At 52.7% G+C, this 14,675-nt stretch carries 17 protein-coding genes; 7 read left to right on the plus strand and 10 right to left on the minus strand.

Features of this window, described 5'->3' with window-relative positions:
* Window position 1 precedes the first annotated feature (1 nt).
* From INT84_RS15875 to INT84_RS15890, 4 genes are read right to left on the minus strand one after another with little or no spacing between them, the layout of a single operon-like run.
* Window positions 2-940 (minus strand): glycosyltransferase family 8 protein, encoded by a 939-nt coding sequence (locus INT84_RS15875; RefSeq protein WP_194207574.1) that lies wholly within the window; start codon window positions 938-940, stop codon window positions 2-4.
* Between the two features lie 5 nt (window positions 941-945).
* The gene (gene rfaP / locus INT84_RS15880) at window positions 946-1,743 is read right to left on the minus strand and encodes a lipopolysaccharide core heptose(I) kinase RfaP (protein ID WP_194207575.1); all 798 of its coding nucleotides are present in this window, start codon (window positions 1,741-1,743) and stop codon (window positions 946-948) included.
* Window positions 1,744-1,754: 11 nt separating this feature from the next.
* Entirely contained in the window at window positions 1,755-2,828 is a 1,074-nt protein-coding gene (gene rfaQ / locus INT84_RS15885) for a lipopolysaccharide core heptosyltransferase RfaQ (protein WP_194207576.1), read from the minus strand.
* A gap of 52 nt (window positions 2,829-2,880) precedes the next feature.
* Window positions 2,881-4,005 carry a glycosyltransferase family 4 protein gene (locus INT84_RS15890; RefSeq protein WP_194207577.1) on the minus strand — a complete coding sequence of 375 codons (1,125 nt, stop codon included), beginning with the start codon at window positions 4,003-4,005 and terminating at the stop codon, window positions 2,881-2,883.
* A 462-nt stretch (window positions 4,006-4,467) separates the two neighbouring features.
* On the opposite strand from INT84_RS15890, the gene waaA reads away from it, so the two are divergent.
* Both waaA and coaD read left to right on the plus strand, forming a co-directional pair.
* Window positions 4,468-5,745, plus strand: coding sequence for a lipid IV(A) 3-deoxy-D-manno-octulosonic acid transferase (gene waaA, locus INT84_RS15895; protein ID WP_194207578.1), 1,278 nt, complete (start codon window positions 4,468-4,470; stop codon window positions 5,743-5,745).
* 8 nt (window positions 5,746-5,753) lie between these two features.
* Complete coding sequence (coaD, locus tag INT84_RS15900; protein ID WP_194207579.1) at window positions 5,754-6,233, plus strand: pantetheine-phosphate adenylyltransferase; 480 nt, start codon at window positions 5,754-5,756, stop codon at window positions 6,231-6,233.
* Between the two features lies 1 nt (window position 6,234).
* Here the strand turns inward: coaD and mutM are convergent, their stop codons facing one another.
* From mutM to radC, 4 genes are all read right to left on the minus strand, one after another.
* Window positions 6,235-7,044 (minus strand): bifunctional DNA-formamidopyrimidine glycosylase/DNA-(apurinic or apyrimidinic site) lyase, encoded by an 810-nt coding sequence (mutM, locus tag INT84_RS15905; RefSeq protein WP_176920015.1) that lies wholly within the window; start codon window positions 7,042-7,044, stop codon window positions 6,235-6,237.
* 69 nt (window positions 7,045-7,113) lie between these two features.
* A complete protein-coding gene (gene rpmG / locus INT84_RS15910; protein WP_003024094.1) occupies window positions 7,114-7,281 on the minus strand; it encodes a 50S ribosomal protein L33 in 168 nt (55 codons plus the stop codon).
* 20 nt (window positions 7,282-7,301) lie between these two features.
* Window positions 7,302-7,538, minus strand: coding sequence for a 50S ribosomal protein L28 (gene rpmB / locus INT84_RS15915; RefSeq protein ID WP_002436699.1), 237 nt, complete (start codon window positions 7,536-7,538; stop codon window positions 7,302-7,304).
* 216 nt (window positions 7,539-7,754) lie between these two features.
* On the minus strand, window positions 7,755-8,423 hold the full coding sequence (gene radC, locus INT84_RS15920; protein ID WP_194207720.1) for a DNA repair protein RadC: 669 nt from the start codon (window positions 8,421-8,423) through the stop codon (window positions 7,755-7,757).
* A gap of 180 nt (window positions 8,424-8,603) precedes the next feature.
* Here radC and coaBC point away from each other — a divergent pair, with 180 nt between their 5' ends.
* The 4 genes from coaBC (at window position 8,604) to INT84_RS15940 (ending at window position 12,125) form a co-directional block, all read left to right on the plus strand.
* Window positions 8,604-9,815, plus strand: a complete 1,212-nt coding sequence (coaBC, locus tag INT84_RS15925) for a bifunctional phosphopantothenoylcysteine decarboxylase/phosphopantothenate--cysteine ligase CoaBC (protein ID WP_194207721.1) — start codon at window positions 8,604-8,606, stop codon at window positions 9,813-9,815.
* Window positions 9,793-10,251 (plus strand): dUTP diphosphatase, encoded by a 459-nt coding sequence (gene dut / locus INT84_RS15930; protein ID WP_176920014.1) that lies wholly within the window; start codon window positions 9,793-9,795, stop codon window positions 10,249-10,251. The genes coaBC and dut overlap by 23 nt, the downstream gene beginning before the upstream one ends.
* 114 nt (window positions 10,252-10,365) lie before the next feature.
* Window positions 10,366-10,962 (plus strand): nucleoid occlusion factor SlmA, encoded by a 597-nt coding sequence (slmA, locus tag INT84_RS15935; RefSeq protein WP_176920013.1) that lies wholly within the window; start codon window positions 10,366-10,368, stop codon window positions 10,960-10,962.
* A gap of 146 nt (window positions 10,963-11,108) precedes the next feature.
* Window positions 11,109-12,125 carry an SMP-30/gluconolactonase/LRE family protein gene (locus tag INT84_RS15940; RefSeq protein WP_194207580.1) on the plus strand — a complete coding sequence of 339 codons (1,017 nt, stop codon included), beginning with the start codon at window positions 11,109-11,111 and terminating at the stop codon, window positions 12,123-12,125.
* Between the two features lie 34 nt (window positions 12,126-12,159).
* Here INT84_RS15940 and pyrE read toward each other — a convergent pair whose 3' ends face one another.
* Window positions 12,160-12,801 (minus strand): orotate phosphoribosyltransferase, encoded by a 642-nt coding sequence (gene pyrE / locus INT84_RS15945; RefSeq protein ID WP_194207581.1) that lies wholly within the window; start codon window positions 12,799-12,801, stop codon window positions 12,160-12,162.
* A 64-nt stretch (window positions 12,802-12,865) separates the two neighbouring features.
* The gene (gene rph / locus INT84_RS15950; RefSeq protein ID WP_194207582.1) at window positions 12,866-13,582 is read right to left on the minus strand and encodes a ribonuclease PH; all 717 of its coding nucleotides are present in this window, start codon (window positions 13,580-13,582) and stop codon (window positions 12,866-12,868) included.
* A 124-nt stretch (window positions 13,583-13,706) separates the two neighbouring features.
* On the opposite strand from rph, the gene INT84_RS15955 reads away from it, so the two are divergent.
* Window positions 13,707-14,570, plus strand: a complete 864-nt coding sequence (locus tag INT84_RS15955; protein ID WP_194207583.1) for a YicC/YloC family endoribonuclease — start codon at window positions 13,707-13,709, stop codon at window positions 14,568-14,570.
* Window positions 14,571-14,675: the final 105 nt, after the last annotated feature.

Below are 14,675 nucleotides of genomic sequence, written 5' to 3' on the forward strand. Positions count from 1 at the left end.
TTTATTTCGCTAATTTCTTTCTGATATAGCCTGCGTAATAACGTAATCCTTCCAGCACCTGCCCTTTTTTGAAGGCGTCTCGCGCATATACCCGATAATCCGTTGCCCGCATCCGCCCGCTGTAGCTGCGCAGTGGAGCGTCGCGCCATGCGGTGAAATTACGGTAGAAGAGATAGAGATGTTGACCGGTCCCCCGATGCTCCCGATACCAGGGCTTACGCCCACCGGTAAAATGCATGATCACCGGGATCGATTCAGGATGATAAATAAAATCTTGCCGCTGCTCGTCATTCAGCAGCGTATAGAGCAGATTCCACTTTTTATCAATGAAAACGACCCTGTTCTCCAGAACGATATTTAATGCATCCTGATCGAGATACTTCAGCTGCCCTTTACGCTCACGCAAGATATCCTGCGTTTTGCGCTCCACGTCGTGTGCCAGCCAGGCGCGGCGGTTAATATAGAGAAAACCGGCGTTAAAATAGCGGGCATCAGCCATACCAATACGCTGGCTGTTTTTACGGTTAATCTCCTGCGAGTTATCCGTCACCACCGCGCAGACCGCATTATCGATATCGACCGCGCTGAGGGCAGCTAAAGAGGAAAAACAGAGCGTATCAACATCCAGATAGACAAAGCGGATGACATTTTCAGGCAGCAGACGGGGTACCAGCAGCCGGATATAGGTTGATTTATTGATATGCGCTAATGATGATTGCCCGTCGTATTTCTCAAGATCGGCATCTTCAATTTTATAAACTGAAATATTACCGGGCTGCGATCTGACTTTATCAAGCTGGTCTTCGCTGACATCATAAGAGAAGACATGGAAATGAACGTCGTTTGTCAGGTTATTATGATAAACCGACGCCAGAGAGGTCGCTAAGTATTCTATGTAATTGCCGTCAGAGCAAAAAACGACGTGAATGGTGGATTCCATACGTATTACAACCCTTTCCGTTGCGTTCTTTCTTTTATCTTTTGCGCTCTGACCTGCGCGCTGGCGATCAGACTATGTTCATCACGCAAAATGTCACGCAGCGGCCTCGCAAAGTAGATTTTCATAAAATACAAAACATCCGCCCTGGTCAGGCCAATCTCCAGCGATGAAAAATAGAGGCCGATGAGATCTTTATTTCTCCAGCGCAACGGAACGCCAGGACGAATCTGAGCGCGATGTAAATCGATTACCGATAGCTTTGGCGTATCCTGATTAGGATCGTAAGGAAGATGCAGCAGGAAATGGCATAAATAGCAGTCGCGATGATTAACGCCCGCCGCATGCATGTTCTTCACCATGGTTGCCAGATGGGCGATGAGTTTTCTTTTCGGCTTAAACCCTGGCGGCTGGCTTTTCCATTCAGCGCAATAATCTTCCAGGCTAATGGTATTGGTTAGCTCTTCAGTGATAATAAACGACGTGATGGTAACCGGGTTGGTTCCCTTCATACCAAAGGCTACGCCATGCATGGTATCTACGCCAACCTCAGTCAGGCGATGAATAGCCTTCCATTCCCGGTCAGCCCCCAGCACCGGCAGACGAAACGACAGCAAGTTTTTGACCACTTCTTTGGTCGTGGTGCCGTAATGTATTTTGATGAAATAGCCGACATTATCTATTTCAAAACGCAGCGTTTTGCGGGTTTCAAGCGCCCGATAAACATGGCCGGTGAGCAGTTCTATTTCGTGGAAGGGATCTTTACCCTGCCACAGCGTTTTGAATGGTTCTTTTAATTCAACCATTTTTCCCACCATCATTCTGCATTGTTGTTAAATAGGGTCTTTGCCGCAGGATATTGCGCTAACATTCTGTCCGCAGCAGCAATCACGTCCTGTGCGGGGATGCAGGTCAAATAGCGGTAGCTACGATCGAGATCTTTGCGCAGCGGCATAGGTTTATAGTCCCCGGCCCAAATCAGCTCAAGCTTTTCCGTCCAGGGATGCCAGAAGCGATGTTTGGTCGCGCCAAAAAGGCATACGACCGGCGTATCGACCGCTGCGGCAATATGGCCAGGTGCCGAATCGACTCCGATAAATAACGCGGCGTGGTCAATCAGCGCCGCCAGTTCGGGGAACGAGGTTTTTCCGGCAAATTCTGTTACCGGTTTACGGTTACACTGGCGCACAATATCAGCAATAATATCTGCATCTTCTTTGCCGGGTCCGGCGGTCAGTATCACCTCGTAACCCCGCGCCATAAGATGATTAATGACTGCCGCAAACTTGTCGTTATCCCAGCACTTAAATATCTGCCTGGCCGTGGGCTGGATGGCGACATACTCTTTCGTCACGCCCAGTTCATCCATTCTTGCTTTTAAGCGATCCCAGTGCCGGACGTCATAGCGCATTGAAGTACGGGTGATCATCGGATCGATATCGAGCAACGTCAGAATAGACAGGTTTTGCGGCACAATATGTTCACCAGCATCGTCGAGGGTTTTATCAAATGCGTTCATCCAGTAAGACGATTTCCGGCGGCCAAACGTAAAGCCGATTTTTAAGCGGGCAGGAATGCAGCGAATGACGAATCCCAGCAATTTCTGGCTTGAGAGATTAACAATCAGGTCGTAGTTATTTTTTCGCAGCGCGTTAATGATATGGAAAATATTAATGATTTTATTCAGCGCTGAAGATTTTTTATCTGCGATACCGTAAATTTTGTGAAGATTTGGGTTTTCTGAGATGATTTGAACCGTAGAGTTATAAACCATCATATCGATTTCGGCATCAGGGTATTGTGCCTTTAACGTGCTGATCACCGGCGTCGTTAGCAGGACATCTCCCTGAAACTTCAATTTGATAATCAGAATCTTTTTAAATTTACTCATGATTTTCCAGATATTTACGCAAATTCATGGTGCTTATTACAGTAGCGTTTATTTACAGCGATGACGGTGCCATCACCATATCGGCCACTTTTTCCGGCAGACTATAAATGTCCTGAGTATCAGCATAATGTCGGGCGTTTTCCGCCCACTGGCGTCGCTGCGTCCCGTCTGTAGCCGTCTTTACCAACGCCGCATTGAGGTGATCCTGGCTGAACGGCTCGGCAATCACCTCACCGCACTGCGCTTTATCAATGTAGTGCGCATAGCCGCATACCTCAGTCGTCAGCACCGGCAGTCCGGCGGCAATTGCCTCCAGCAGCACAATCCCAGCCGCTTCCTGATACGCCGGATGGATCAGCACATCTGCTGCCATCATCAGGTTCGAGACGTCATTTCGGCCCGCGTAAAAACAGACCTGTTTTTTTACGCCAAGCTGGGATGCCAGTGCTTCAAATTTGCCAGGTTTATCCTGCCCAACCACCACCAGTCTGGCATTTGCTTTAACCATATCAGGCAGCGCGGCAAAAGCTCTGATGCTGCGATCAACCCCCTTGCGGGAGAAGTCTGATCCGACCTGCAACAGCAAAAATTCATCGGCACCGATGTTATTTTCCCGACGAAACGCTTCCCGGCAGTCCGGGGCATGAGCGCTGTATTTGCGGTCAGGGTAGATCCCCGGCGGCAGAATATGAAAACGCGCCTCTTCGGTGCCGTAATGCTTTTTGAAATCGTTAATTTGCCGGTCAGTAAGCATCAGCAATTCTGTTTTTGCGCCTTTGCGAAAAACGGCCTCTTCAAAGGCAGCAAAGTGGCGATAGCGGGGGGTCAGCTTGTAAAAGAAGCCTTTTTCTTTGGCGACCTTCTCGGCATAGCAGACGTCGGCGGCGTAGTAGATATCAAGGCCCGGCATCTTATTGAAGCCAATCACTTTATCGACCGGGTGTTGCTGTAAATGTTGATGCACCCACTGATAATATTCTTTGTTTTTACCATGATTGGTTGAGGCGGTTGCCGGTACTGTCACAATCTCCACATTATCCGGGCGCTCCCCCTGCCAGGAAAGCACATACACACGAACCTTTGCACCGCGCTGCGCAACGGTTTTTGCGATGCGCAGAAAATCGCGCTGCAAGCCGCCAAAGGGGAAATATTTATACAAGCAAAACGCGATAATCATGCTGACTCCCTGCCCGACATTTCGTGGTAAAAAAGAATGGATTCAACAGGCTACTTACTTAACCCGCCGCAGCTGGCGCGACAAAAATAACACAGCTTTCGCCTGCGGACACGCTACCGCTCAGGCTTACAGCTACCCGCTCGCTATCCACAACAATTTAGCGCTACAGTGTACCATTACTTGCCCTGCAAGCCGATATGAATGTTTTTTAACCTGACAACAAGACAATGCCTATAAAAACAAACGCATAAAAAATATCTTCACCCTAAAATATGCGCTTTAGCGATGACGAATAATCTTGATTAAACGTTAAAATATGGCGATAAAATTTAAAAAATACTCTCTCAGGGCTGCTTTTCGGTTGCCATTTACCCTCACCTAAGCCAAATTCCGCAAAAGTAATGGCAAAGGCTCCGCTAAAAACTTAGAATCCCCAGCACATTCATTAGTCAATTACCTCCTATGCTGCAATTGCTTTACACCACATTGCTTTACCTTATTCAGCCGCTCATTTGGGTACGGCTCTGGGTGCGTGGTCGTAAAGCTCCGGCATATCGCAAACGCTGGGGCGAGCGTTACGGCTTTTACCGCACGCCGCTGAAGCCTGGCGGCATTATGCTGCACTCGGTCTCAGTCGGTGAAACACTCGCGGCAATCCCTCTGGTGCGAGCTTTACGTCACCGCTACCCAGAGCTTCCCATTACGGTCACCACCATGACGCCGACCGGCTCTGAACGCGTCCAGTCCGCGTTCGGGAAAGATGTTCAGCACGTCTATTTGCCCTACGATCTGCCGGACGCGATGAATCGTTTCCTGAATAAAGTCGACCCGAAACTGGTGTTGATCATGGAAACGGAACTGTGGCCGAACCTCATTACGGCGCTCTATAAGCGTAAAACGCCGCTGGTCATCGCTAACGCGCGTCTCTCGGCACGCTCGGCCAAGGGCTATGGCAAGCTGGGCAAGTTCATCAAAACGCTGCTGCGCCGGATCACTCTGATTGCAGCGCAGAATGAAGAGGACGGCGAACGTTTTATCCAGCTTGGCGCGAAACGTAACCAGCTAACCGTCACCGGGAGCCTGAAGTTCGATATTTCTGTGACGCCGCAGCTGGCGGCAAAAGCCATTACGCTGCGTCGCCAGTGGGCACCTCGCCGCCCGGTGTGGATTGCCACCAGTACCCACGACGGTGAAGAGAGCGTGGTGCTGGCTGCGCATCAGGCGCTGCTGCAACAATTCCCTGACCTGCTGCTTATTCTGGTCCCGCGTCATCCTGAACGTTTCCCGGATGCGGTAAATCTCGTGCGTCAGGCGGGCCTGAGTTACACCACGCGTTCTTCGGGTGAAGTACCTTCCGGCAGTACGCAGGTGGTGGTGGGCGATACGATGGGCGAATTAATGCTGCTGTATGGCATTGCCGATCTGGCTTTCGTTGGCGGCTCGCTGGTTGAACGTGGCGGTCATAATCCGCTGGAGCCTGCCGCTCACGCCATTCCGGTATTGATGGGCCCGCATACCTTTAATTTTAAAGATATCTGCGCACGCCTGGAGCAGGCGGACGGCCTGATCACCGTTGAAGACGCGCCTTCCCTGACCAAAGAGATTGCCTCGTTGCTGACGGACGAAGATTATCGCAATTACTATGGACACCATGCCGTAGAAGTCCTGCATCAGAACCAGGGCGCGTTACAACGGCTTCTGCATCTGCTACAACCGTATCTGCCACCCAAAACGCATTGAGGGCTGTTATGCAAAGACGGGCAATTTATCCGGGGACGTTCGATCCCATCACCAATGGTCATATTGATATTGTCACCCGCGCGACCCGCATGTTCGATCACGTCGTGCTCGCCATTGCCGCCAGCCCCAGCAAGAAACCGATGTTCAACCTTGAAGAGCGTGTGGCGCTGGCGAAAGAGGCAACATCGCATCTGTCGGGCGTTGCGGTAGTGGGGTTCAGCGATTTGATGGCGAATTTCGCGCGCGATCAGCAGGCGAACATCCTCATCCGCGGCCTGCGCGCAGTGGCGGATTTTGAGTATGAGATGCAACTGGCGCATATGAATCGCCACTTGATGCCGGAGCTGGAAAGCGTCTTCCTGATGCCGTCAAAAGAGTGGTCGTTTATCTCTTCGTCGCTGGTAAAAGAGGTCGCGCGTCACGCGGGCGACGTGACGCATTTTCTGCCTGCCTGCGTCCATCAGGCGCTGATGGACAAGCTCAGGTAATTTACTTCTGGCACTGGCGACAGTAAAACGTCGCCCGCTGTGCATGCTTCGCTGCCACAATCGGTGTTCCACAAACGTGGCACGGTTCGCCTTTACGTCCATAGACCTGTAACTGCTGGGCGAAATAGCCCGGCTTGCCGTCGCTCTGTAAGAAGTCCTTCAGCGTCGTTCCGCCCTGCTCTATTGAACGCAGCAGCACCGCTTTGATGACCCGCACCAGCAGTTCGCACTCGTCGCGTGAAAGCGATGACGCCAGCCGATCCGGATGGATCCCGGCGGCGAACAGCGATTCGCTGGCGTAAATATTGCCTACGCCCACCACCAGCTTATTGTCCATCAGCCAGGGCTTGATGGCGGTTTTCTTCTTCGCGCACTTCTGCTGCAGATAATCGGCATTAAACGCATCGCTGAGCGGTTCCGGCCCCAGGTGCGCCAGTACGTTATGCCCTTCCAGCTCTTTGGTCCACAGCCAGGCTCCGAAGCGCCGGGGATCGGTATAGCGCAGCACTTTACCGTTGCTCATCACCATATCGACGTGGTCGTGCTTTTCTGCCGGGCGTTCTTCTGTGAGGATGCGCAAGCTGCCTGACATCCCCAGGTGAATGATAATCCAGCCGTCCGGCAACTCCAGCAGCAGGTATTTCGCACGCCGCTGCACGCTGAGCACTGGCTTGTCACTCAGAGTATGGATTTCGTCTGACACCGGCCAGCGCAGGCGTCCGTTGCGGACAATGACGTGAAGAATAGTTTCGCCCACCAGATGCGGTTCAATCCCGCGACGGCTGGTCTCAACTTCAGGTAATTCAGGCATTTTTATGTTCTCCAGAGCCAGAAAACAGAAAACCCCGCCGGAGCGGGGTTTTCATACAATTCACTAAAATTACTTGATTTTAGCTTCTTTGTATAAAACGTGCTGACGGACAACTGGATCGAATTTTTTCAGTTCCAGTTTTTCCGGTTTAGTACGCTTGTTCTTCGTGGTGGTGTAGAAGTGACCAGTACCAGCAGAAGAAACCAGCTTGATTTTCTCACGAATACCTTTAGCCATGATTTATTTCCTCTAAGTACTTAGTACTTTTCGCCACGGGCACGCAGTTCAGAAAGAACTGTATCGATGCCTTTTTTATCGATTACACGCATACCTTTAGCAGATACGCGCAGGGTGACAAAACGCTTCTCGCTCTCAACCCAAAAACGGTGAGAGTGCAGGTTCGGCAGAAAACGGCGTTTAGTCGCGTTCAGTGCGTGGGAACGGTTGTTACCGGTCACCGGACGCTTGCCAGTAACTTGGCAGACTCGGGACATTTCTATTCTCCAAAAATCAAATTAGCTCGAGCTTCGTATGGGGTATTGACGCCTCGTCAGGCTGTAAAGCCCGGTCCTGGCGGTTCTAAGTGAACTCGCGATTACCAGGCCCAAATGCCAAACCCGAGATTCTCAAAGGTGGCGTAGTATACGCTGAGTCGGCGGTGTGCTCAAGTCCCGAACAGACAAAGATCCCGATGGATCGCGCGATCCGGGCTAAATTAAGCCTCTTTCCGCAAAGGAAACGTACTCACCACGTCCAATCACCAGGTGATCAAGTACGCGAATATCCATTAGCTGACAGCAGCTTACCACACGTTCGGTGATCATTTTATCAGCTTTACTCGGTTCGGCGTTACCCGAGGGATGATTATGTGCGAGGATCACGGCAGCAGCGTTGACGTTGATGGCTTCTCGTACAATTTCCCGCGGATGCACTTCGACATGGCTTAGCGTACCGGAAAACAGGCGACGATGTTTGAGTATCCGGTTCTGGTTATCGAGATAAATTGCCATAAAGACTTCACGATTTTCACCTGTAAACTGGCTTTTCAAAAACTCTCGCGTTAGCTCAGGGCTGTAAAGCCCCTTCTTTTCCCGCAGGCGTTCGTTATAACAGCGGCGGGCCAGTTCTGCGATGGCTCTTAACTGGCAATATTTCGCAATGCCGATGCCCTCTATTTGGTCGAATTGCCTCCAGTCTGCCGACATCAGCTGAGAAAGCGTATCAAAATGACGCAATAATTCCGTCGCCAGCGTCATCACGTGTTTACCTCGTGCGCCGGTACGCAAAAACAGCGCCAGCAGTTCCACTTCACTGAGCGTTTCAACGCCATAACGCCGCAGTTTTTCCCGCGGCAACTTTTCCCGTTCTTCTCTGGACATTTTCATATGGCGTCTCCCTTTACACCCGCCACTATGCTGCCATAGGGTATTTTCCGCTTCGACCTGCGTTTTCAACTCTTGCGTAGCGCCTCGCAAAGTGAATGATCCCGGACCGCACGATACAAAAGGTTTGTGATAAAATGCTCAGCTTCTGGTGCAATCCAACAGGAAAGAATCATGATGAGCCTGGCCGGTAAAAAAATCGTTCTTGGCGTGAGCGGCGGCATTGCCGCCTATAAAACGCCGGAGCTGGTACGTCGCCTGCGCGATCGCGGGGCGGATGTACGCGTGGCGATGACCGACGCCGCCAAAGCGTTTATTACCCCTTTAAGCCTACAGGCCGTTTCAGGTTATCCCGTTTCCGACAGCCTGCTCGATCCGGCAGCCGAAGCGGCGATGGGGCATATTGAGCTGGGGAAATGGGCCGATCTGGTGATTCTGGCTCCCGCCACCGCCGATTTACTGGCGCGCGTTGCAGCGGGTATGGCCAACGATTTAGTCTCTACCATCTGCCTGGCTACGCCTGCGCCCGTCGCGGTGGTGCCCGCCATGAATCAGCAGATGTATCGTGCCGCCGCGACACAGCATAATTTACGCGTTCTGGCCGACCGCGGGCTGCTGATCTGGGGGCCGGATAGCGGCAGTCAGGCGTGCGGTGATGTCGGGCCGGGGCGGATGCTTGACCCACTGACTATCGTCGATATGGCCGCCGCGCACTTCTCTCCGGTCAACGATCTGCAACATCTGAATATTATGATTACCGCAGGCCCGACGCGGGAACCACTGGACCCGGTACGCTATATCTCCAATCACAGCTCTGGCAAAATGGGGTTTGCTATCGCCGCCGCTGCCGCCAAACGCGGGGCGAAGGTTACTCTGGTTGCCGGTCCCGTATCGCTGCCAACGCCGCCGTTGGTACAGCGTGTTGACGTCACCACGGCGCTGGAAATGGAAGCGGCGGTACAGGCAAGCGTTCAGCAGCAGCATATTTTTATCGGCTGCGCTGCCGTGGCAGACTACCGCGCCGCCGCCGTCGCCGATGAAAAAATTAAGAAGCAAGGCGATGAATTAACAATAAAAATGGTCAAAAACCCGGATATCGTTGCCGGGGTCGCCGCACTTATCGATCATCGGCCTTATGTTGTTGGGTTTGCCGCCGAAACAAATAATGTGGAAGAATACGCCCGGCAAAAGCGAACCCGCAAAAACCTTGATTTAATCTGTGCAAATGATGTTTCGCTTTCCAATCAAGGGTTTAATAGCGACAGCAATGCATTGCACCTTTTCTGGCAGGAGGGAGATAAAGTCTTACCGCTTGAGCGGAAAGCGCTCCTTGGCCAATTATTACTCGACGAGATCGTTACCCGTTATGATGAAAAAAATCGACGTTAAGATTCTGGACCCGCGCGTTGGTGAGCAATTTCCACTGCCCACCTATGCCACCTCCGGCTCAGCCGGCCTTGACCTGCGCGCCTGCCTTGACGAAGCCCTTGAGCTGGCTCCGGGCGCAACCGCGCTGCTGCCTACCGGGCTGGCGATTCATATCGCCGATCCGTCGCTCGCGGCGGTGATGCTGCCACGCTCCGGTCTCGGTCATAAACATGGCATCGTGCTGGGCAATCTGGTGGGTCTGATTGATTCCGACTACCAGGGGCAACTGATGGTCTCCATCTGGAACCGTGGTCAGGATCATTTCACCATCGAACCCGGCGAGCGCATCGCCCAGATGGTATTTGTTCCGGTAGTCCAGGCTGAATTTAATCTGGTGGAATCGTTTGACGCCACCGATCGTGGCGAAGGCGGCTTCGGCCACTCCGGGCGTAAATAAAACGTAACGCATCCCACCGCGCACAAAGCTATAACATTACCGCAAACCCTGAGTTTGCGGTCGCTGTGTGGATGCTCGCCTGACTATTGCTTATTTTCAGGGGTATTTTGCAACATGGCAGAAAAACAAACTGCGAAAAGGAACCGTCGCGAAGAAATACTTCAATCTCTGGCGCTGATGCTTGAATCCAGCGATGGTAGTCAACGTATTACTACGGCGAAGCTGGCGGCCTCGGTAGGCGTTTCTGAAGCGGCGCTGTATCGTCATTTTCCCAGCAAGACGCGCATGTTCGATAGCCTGATTGAGTTTATCGAAGATAGCCTGATTACCCGCATCAATCTGATCCTTAAGGATGAAAAGGATACGACCGCGCGCCTGCGCCTGATCGTACAGTTGATTCTGGGGTTTGGTGAGCGTAATCCAGGGCTGACACGCATCCTGACCGGTCATGCGCTGATGTTCGAGCAGGACAGGCTTCAGGGGCGTATCAGCCAGCTTTTCGAGCGTATTGAAGCTCAGTTGCGTCAGGTGCTGCGGGAAAAGCGCATGCGCGAAGGCGAAGGCTATGTAACGGATGAAACGCTGCTTGCCAGTCAGCTGCTGGCCTTCTGCGAAGGAATGCTGTCACGCTTTGTGCGGAGCGACTTTAAATATCGCCCGACGGAAGATTTTGACGCCCGCTGGCCGCTGATTGCCGCGCAATTACAGTAATACCTTCTATGCAGCCTGTCAGGCTGCATTACTCTCATTTTTGTAAGAAACACCAGGTTAATTCGTTGAATTGCCAGATGCTTTCTATCTTTGCTCTCTCCTACTATCCATTGAACTGTATCGTTTAGCAGCTACGGAGAGGATCAATGGCAACATCACGGCGGGAATTGTTAAAACTGAGCGGTCTTGCCACCGCCACATTACTGTTAAGCCAAAAAAGCATTGCTGGCTGGACACCGTCCGGGCGTTATCCCGATCCACGCGTCACTGCCGTTGATGATAGCTTTCGTAAATATATGGTCGCCAGCGCGAAGGTGGAGCAAATCGCGACGGGCTTTCGCTGGGCGGAAGGTCCGGTCTGGTTTGGCGATATGCAGATGCTGTTATGGAGCGACATCCCTAATAACGCCATTATGCGCTGGGATGAGGTTTCCGGGGAAACCAGCATATTCCGTCGCCCTGCCAATAATACGAACGGCCACGCCCGCGATCGTCAGGGCCGTCTGATTAGCTGTGAGCACGACACGCGGCGCATCACCCGCACTGAATACGACGGAACCATTACCGTGCTGGCTGATAGCTTCGACGGTAAGCCGCTTAACTCGCCCAACGATATCGTCGTGAAGTCGGATGGTTCCATCTGGTTTACCGATCCGCCTTTTGGCATAACAGGATTTTATGAAGGCCATAAAGCCGAGCCGCAACTGCCGCAAAACGTTTATCGGCTTGATCCGCAAAGCCGTAAATTAGATGTAGTTCTCGGTGACGTTAAAGGTCCTAACGGCCTGTGCTTTTCACCTGACGAAAAAATACTGTACGTTGTCGAAAGCCGTGCTGCGCCAAACCGATTGATTCTGGCCTATGACGTGGTGAATAACGCGCTGCAAAACAAGAGAACGCATATTGACTGCGGCAATGGCACGGCGGACGGCATCGCCTGCGATGTGGACGGCAACCTGTGGTGCGGCTGGGGCACCGGTACTGAAGAACTTGATGGCGTGCGGGTTTTCAACGTCCAGGGGAAACATATCGGAACCGTTCAATTACCGGAACGTTGCGCTAACCTCTGTTTTGGCGGCGAGCAGCGTAATCGGCTGTTTATGGCCTCCAGTACGTCAATTTATTCCCTGTTTGTAAATACGCAGGGCGCGAAGCTGATCTAAAAATGCCCCGGCAGCCATCCTGCCGGGGAATGATTTACACTCCGTATGCTTCCCGGTAGGCGCGTACCGACGCCAGAGACTCGGCCATCTCCGGCTTCTCTTCCAGATACGCAATCAGCTCTTTCAGAGTGATGATGGAAATCACCTTGCAGCCATAGTCGCGTTCCACTTCCTGAATCGCGGAGATCTCGCCACGGCCGCGTTCCTGTCGGTCCAGCGAAATCAGCACCCCAGCCAGCTCTGCGCCGTTTGCCTGGATAATTTCCATCGATTCACGGATAGCAGTACCGGCGGTGATGACGTCATCCACCAGCATGATTTTTCCCTGAAGCGGGCTGCCCACCAGATTACCGCCTTCGCCGTGGTCTTTAGCTTCTTTACGGTTAAAGCAGTACGGCAGGTCGCGATCGTGATGCTCCGCCAGCGCGACGGCCGTGGTCGTCGCAATCGGAATGCCTTTATAGGCAGGACCAAACAGCAGATCGAAATCGATACCAGAATCGACCAGCGCTTCGGCATAGAAACGGCCAAGCAGTGCCAGATCGCGCCCGGTATTAAACAGTCCGGCGTTGAAGAAATAGGGACTCTTACGTCCGGATTTCAGCGTGAACTCGCCAAACTTCAGTACCTGCTTGCTGAGCGCAAATTCAATAAACTGGCGCTGATACGGTTTCATGTCGATACTCCTCCGGGTTTCATTTTTCAGGCAAAAAAAAGGCGACCTCTCAGTCGCCTTAACATCAATTTTCTAACGCCGCCTTCTGTGTGGCGACAATGGATTCTATTCCCCCCCGGGCCAGCGCTAGCAGGGTGAGAAGCTCTTCGTGAGTGAACGGTTCGCCTTCTGCCGTCCCCTGTACTTCAATAATGCGACCGTCTTCGGTCATCACCACGTTCATATCGGTTTCGGCGGCGGAGTCTTCAACATATTCCAGATCGCAGACCGCTTCGCCATTGACGATACCCACGGAGACTGCGGCCACCATCCCTTTCAGCGGGTTGGTTTTCAGCTTGCCTGCCGCGACCAGTTTGTTCAGCGCATCGGCCAGCGCCACACAGGCACCGGTAATAGACGCCGTCCGCGTGCCGCCATCGGCCTGAATCACGTCGCAGTCGAGAGTAATGGTGAACTCACCGAGCGCTTTTAAATCAACCGCCGCACGGAGTGCGCGCGCGATAAGACGCTGGATTTCCATGGTGCGGCCGCCCTGCTTGCCCTTCGCCGCTTCGCGGGCGTTACGGGTATGGGTCGAACGCGGCAGCATGCCGTACTCGGCGGTGATCCAGCCCTGGCCCTGACCTTTCAGGAAGCGCGGCACGCCTTCATCGATGGACGCGGTGCACAGCACTTTGGTATCACCGAATTCGACCAGCACGGAGCCTTCTGCGTGTTTTGTATAATTACGGGTCAGGGTGACGGGACGCACCTGATTGACGCTACGACCTGCTGGACGCATGTGATTTCTCCGGCTTGAAACGAATGTGGCTGCGCATTATACGGACTTCCGGCGGTTATTCCTATCCTGCCAGGGCAGTGAAAGCTATAATCCTCCCATCTCTCCTTTAAAAACAGGAACGTTTATGATCCGCAGTATGACCGCTTATGCCCGCCGTGAAATCAAGGGCGAATGGGGCAGCGCCACCTGGGAGATGCGCTCGGTAAACCAGCGTTATCTGGAAACCTATTTTCGTCTGCCGGAGCAGTTCCGTAGCCTTGAACCGGTCGTTCGTGAGCGTATTCGCACCCGTCTGACGCGCGGTAAAGTCGAGTGCAGTCTGCGCTTCGAACCGGACGCCAGCGCGCAAGGAGAGCTGATCCTCAACGAAAAACTGGCGAAGCAACTGGTAGCATCAGCGAACTGGGTCAAAATGCAGAGCGACGAGGGAGAAATCAACCCGGTAGATATCCTGCGCTGGCCGGGCGTGATGGCCGCTCAGGAGCAGGATCTGGATGCTATCGCCAGCGAAATTCTGGCCGCGCTGGATGGCACGCTGGACGACTTTATCGTCGCCCGCGAAACCGAAGGTCAGGCGTTGAAAGGTTTAATTGAGCAGCGGCTGGACGGCGTCAGCGCCGAAGTCGCCAAAGTACGCGCCCATATGCCGGAGATTTTACAGTGGCAGCGTGAACGTCTGGTCGCCAAACTGGAAGACGCTCAGGTTCAACTGGAAAATAACCGCCTTGAGCAGGAACTGGTGCTGATGGCGCAGCGTATCGACGTGGCGGAAGAGCTTGATCGCCTCGAAGCGCACGTGAAAGAAACCTGGAACATCCTGAAGAAAAAAGAGGCCGTCGGTCGCCGTCTGGACTTTATGATGCAGGAGTTCAATCGCGAATCGAATACGCTGGCGTCGAAGTCGATTAATGCTGAGGTGACCAACTCTGCGATTGAGTTGAAAGTGCTGATTGAGCAGATGCGGGAACAGATCCAGAATATTGAGTAACGCTCAATTCTGATGGCCCGCCAGCGGTGGGCCACTTTAGCTTTTCTAAGCCAAAAAATTTCCTGGAAAAGGCCACACTCGCACAAATTAAGGTTAGCATCCTAT

Source organism: Superficieibacter sp. 1612_C1 (genome assembly GCF_015234305.1).
In the GTDB taxonomy this organism is placed as follows: domain Bacteria; phylum Pseudomonadota; class Gammaproteobacteria; order Enterobacterales; family Enterobacteriaceae; genus Superficieibacter.

Coding starts and splice junctions, on each gene's coding strand:
- INT84_RS15875 (WP_194207574.1), bottom strand. CDS start 940: ATGGAATCCACCATTCACGTCGTTTTTTGCTCTGACGGCAATTACATA.
- rfaP (WP_194207575.1), bottom strand. CDS start 1,743: ATGGTTGAATTAAAAGAACCATTCAAAACGCTGTGGCAGGGTAAAGAT.
- rfaQ (WP_194207576.1), bottom strand. CDS start 2,828: ATGAGTAAATTTAAAAAGATTCTGATTATCAAATTGAAGTTTCAGGGA.
- INT84_RS15890 (WP_194207577.1), bottom strand. CDS start 4,005: ATGATTATCGCGTTTTGCTTGTATAAATATTTCCCCTTTGGCGGCTTG.
- waaA (WP_194207578.1), top strand. CDS start 4,468: ATGCTGCAATTGCTTTACACCACATTGCTTTACCTTATTCAGCCGCTC.
- coaD (WP_194207579.1), top strand. CDS start 5,754: ATGCAAAGACGGGCAATTTATCCGGGGACGTTCGATCCCATCACCAAT.
- mutM (WP_176920015.1), bottom strand. CDS start 7,044: ATGCCTGAATTACCTGAAGTTGAGACCAGCCGTCGCGGGATTGAACCG.
- rpmG (WP_003024094.1), bottom strand. CDS start 7,281: ATGGCTAAAGGTATTCGTGAGAAAATCAAGCTGGTTTCTTCTGCTGGT.
- rpmB (WP_002436699.1), bottom strand. CDS start 7,538: ATGTCCCGAGTCTGCCAAGTTACTGGCAAGCGTCCGGTGACCGGTAAC.
- radC (WP_194207720.1), bottom strand. CDS start 8,423: ATGTCCAGAGAAGAACGGGAAAAGTTGCCGCGGGAAAAACTGCGGCGT.
- coaBC (WP_194207721.1), top strand. CDS start 8,604: ATGAGCCTGGCCGGTAAAAAAATCGTTCTTGGCGTGAGCGGCGGCATT.
- dut (WP_176920014.1), top strand. CDS start 9,793: ATGATGAAAAAAATCGACGTTAAGATTCTGGACCCGCGCGTTGGTGAG.
- slmA (WP_176920013.1), top strand. CDS start 10,366: ATGGCAGAAAAACAAACTGCGAAAAGGAACCGTCGCGAAGAAATACTT.
- INT84_RS15940 (WP_194207580.1), top strand. CDS start 11,109: ATGGCAACATCACGGCGGGAATTGTTAAAACTGAGCGGTCTTGCCACC.
- pyrE (WP_194207581.1), bottom strand. CDS start 12,801: ATGAAACCGTATCAGCGCCAGTTTATTGAATTTGCGCTCAGCAAGCAG.
- rph (WP_194207582.1), bottom strand. CDS start 13,582: ATGCGTCCAGCAGGTCGTAGCGTCAATCAGGTGCGTCCCGTCACCCTG.
- INT84_RS15955 (WP_194207583.1), top strand. CDS start 13,707: ATGATCCGCAGTATGACCGCTTATGCCCGCCGTGAAATCAAGGGCGAA.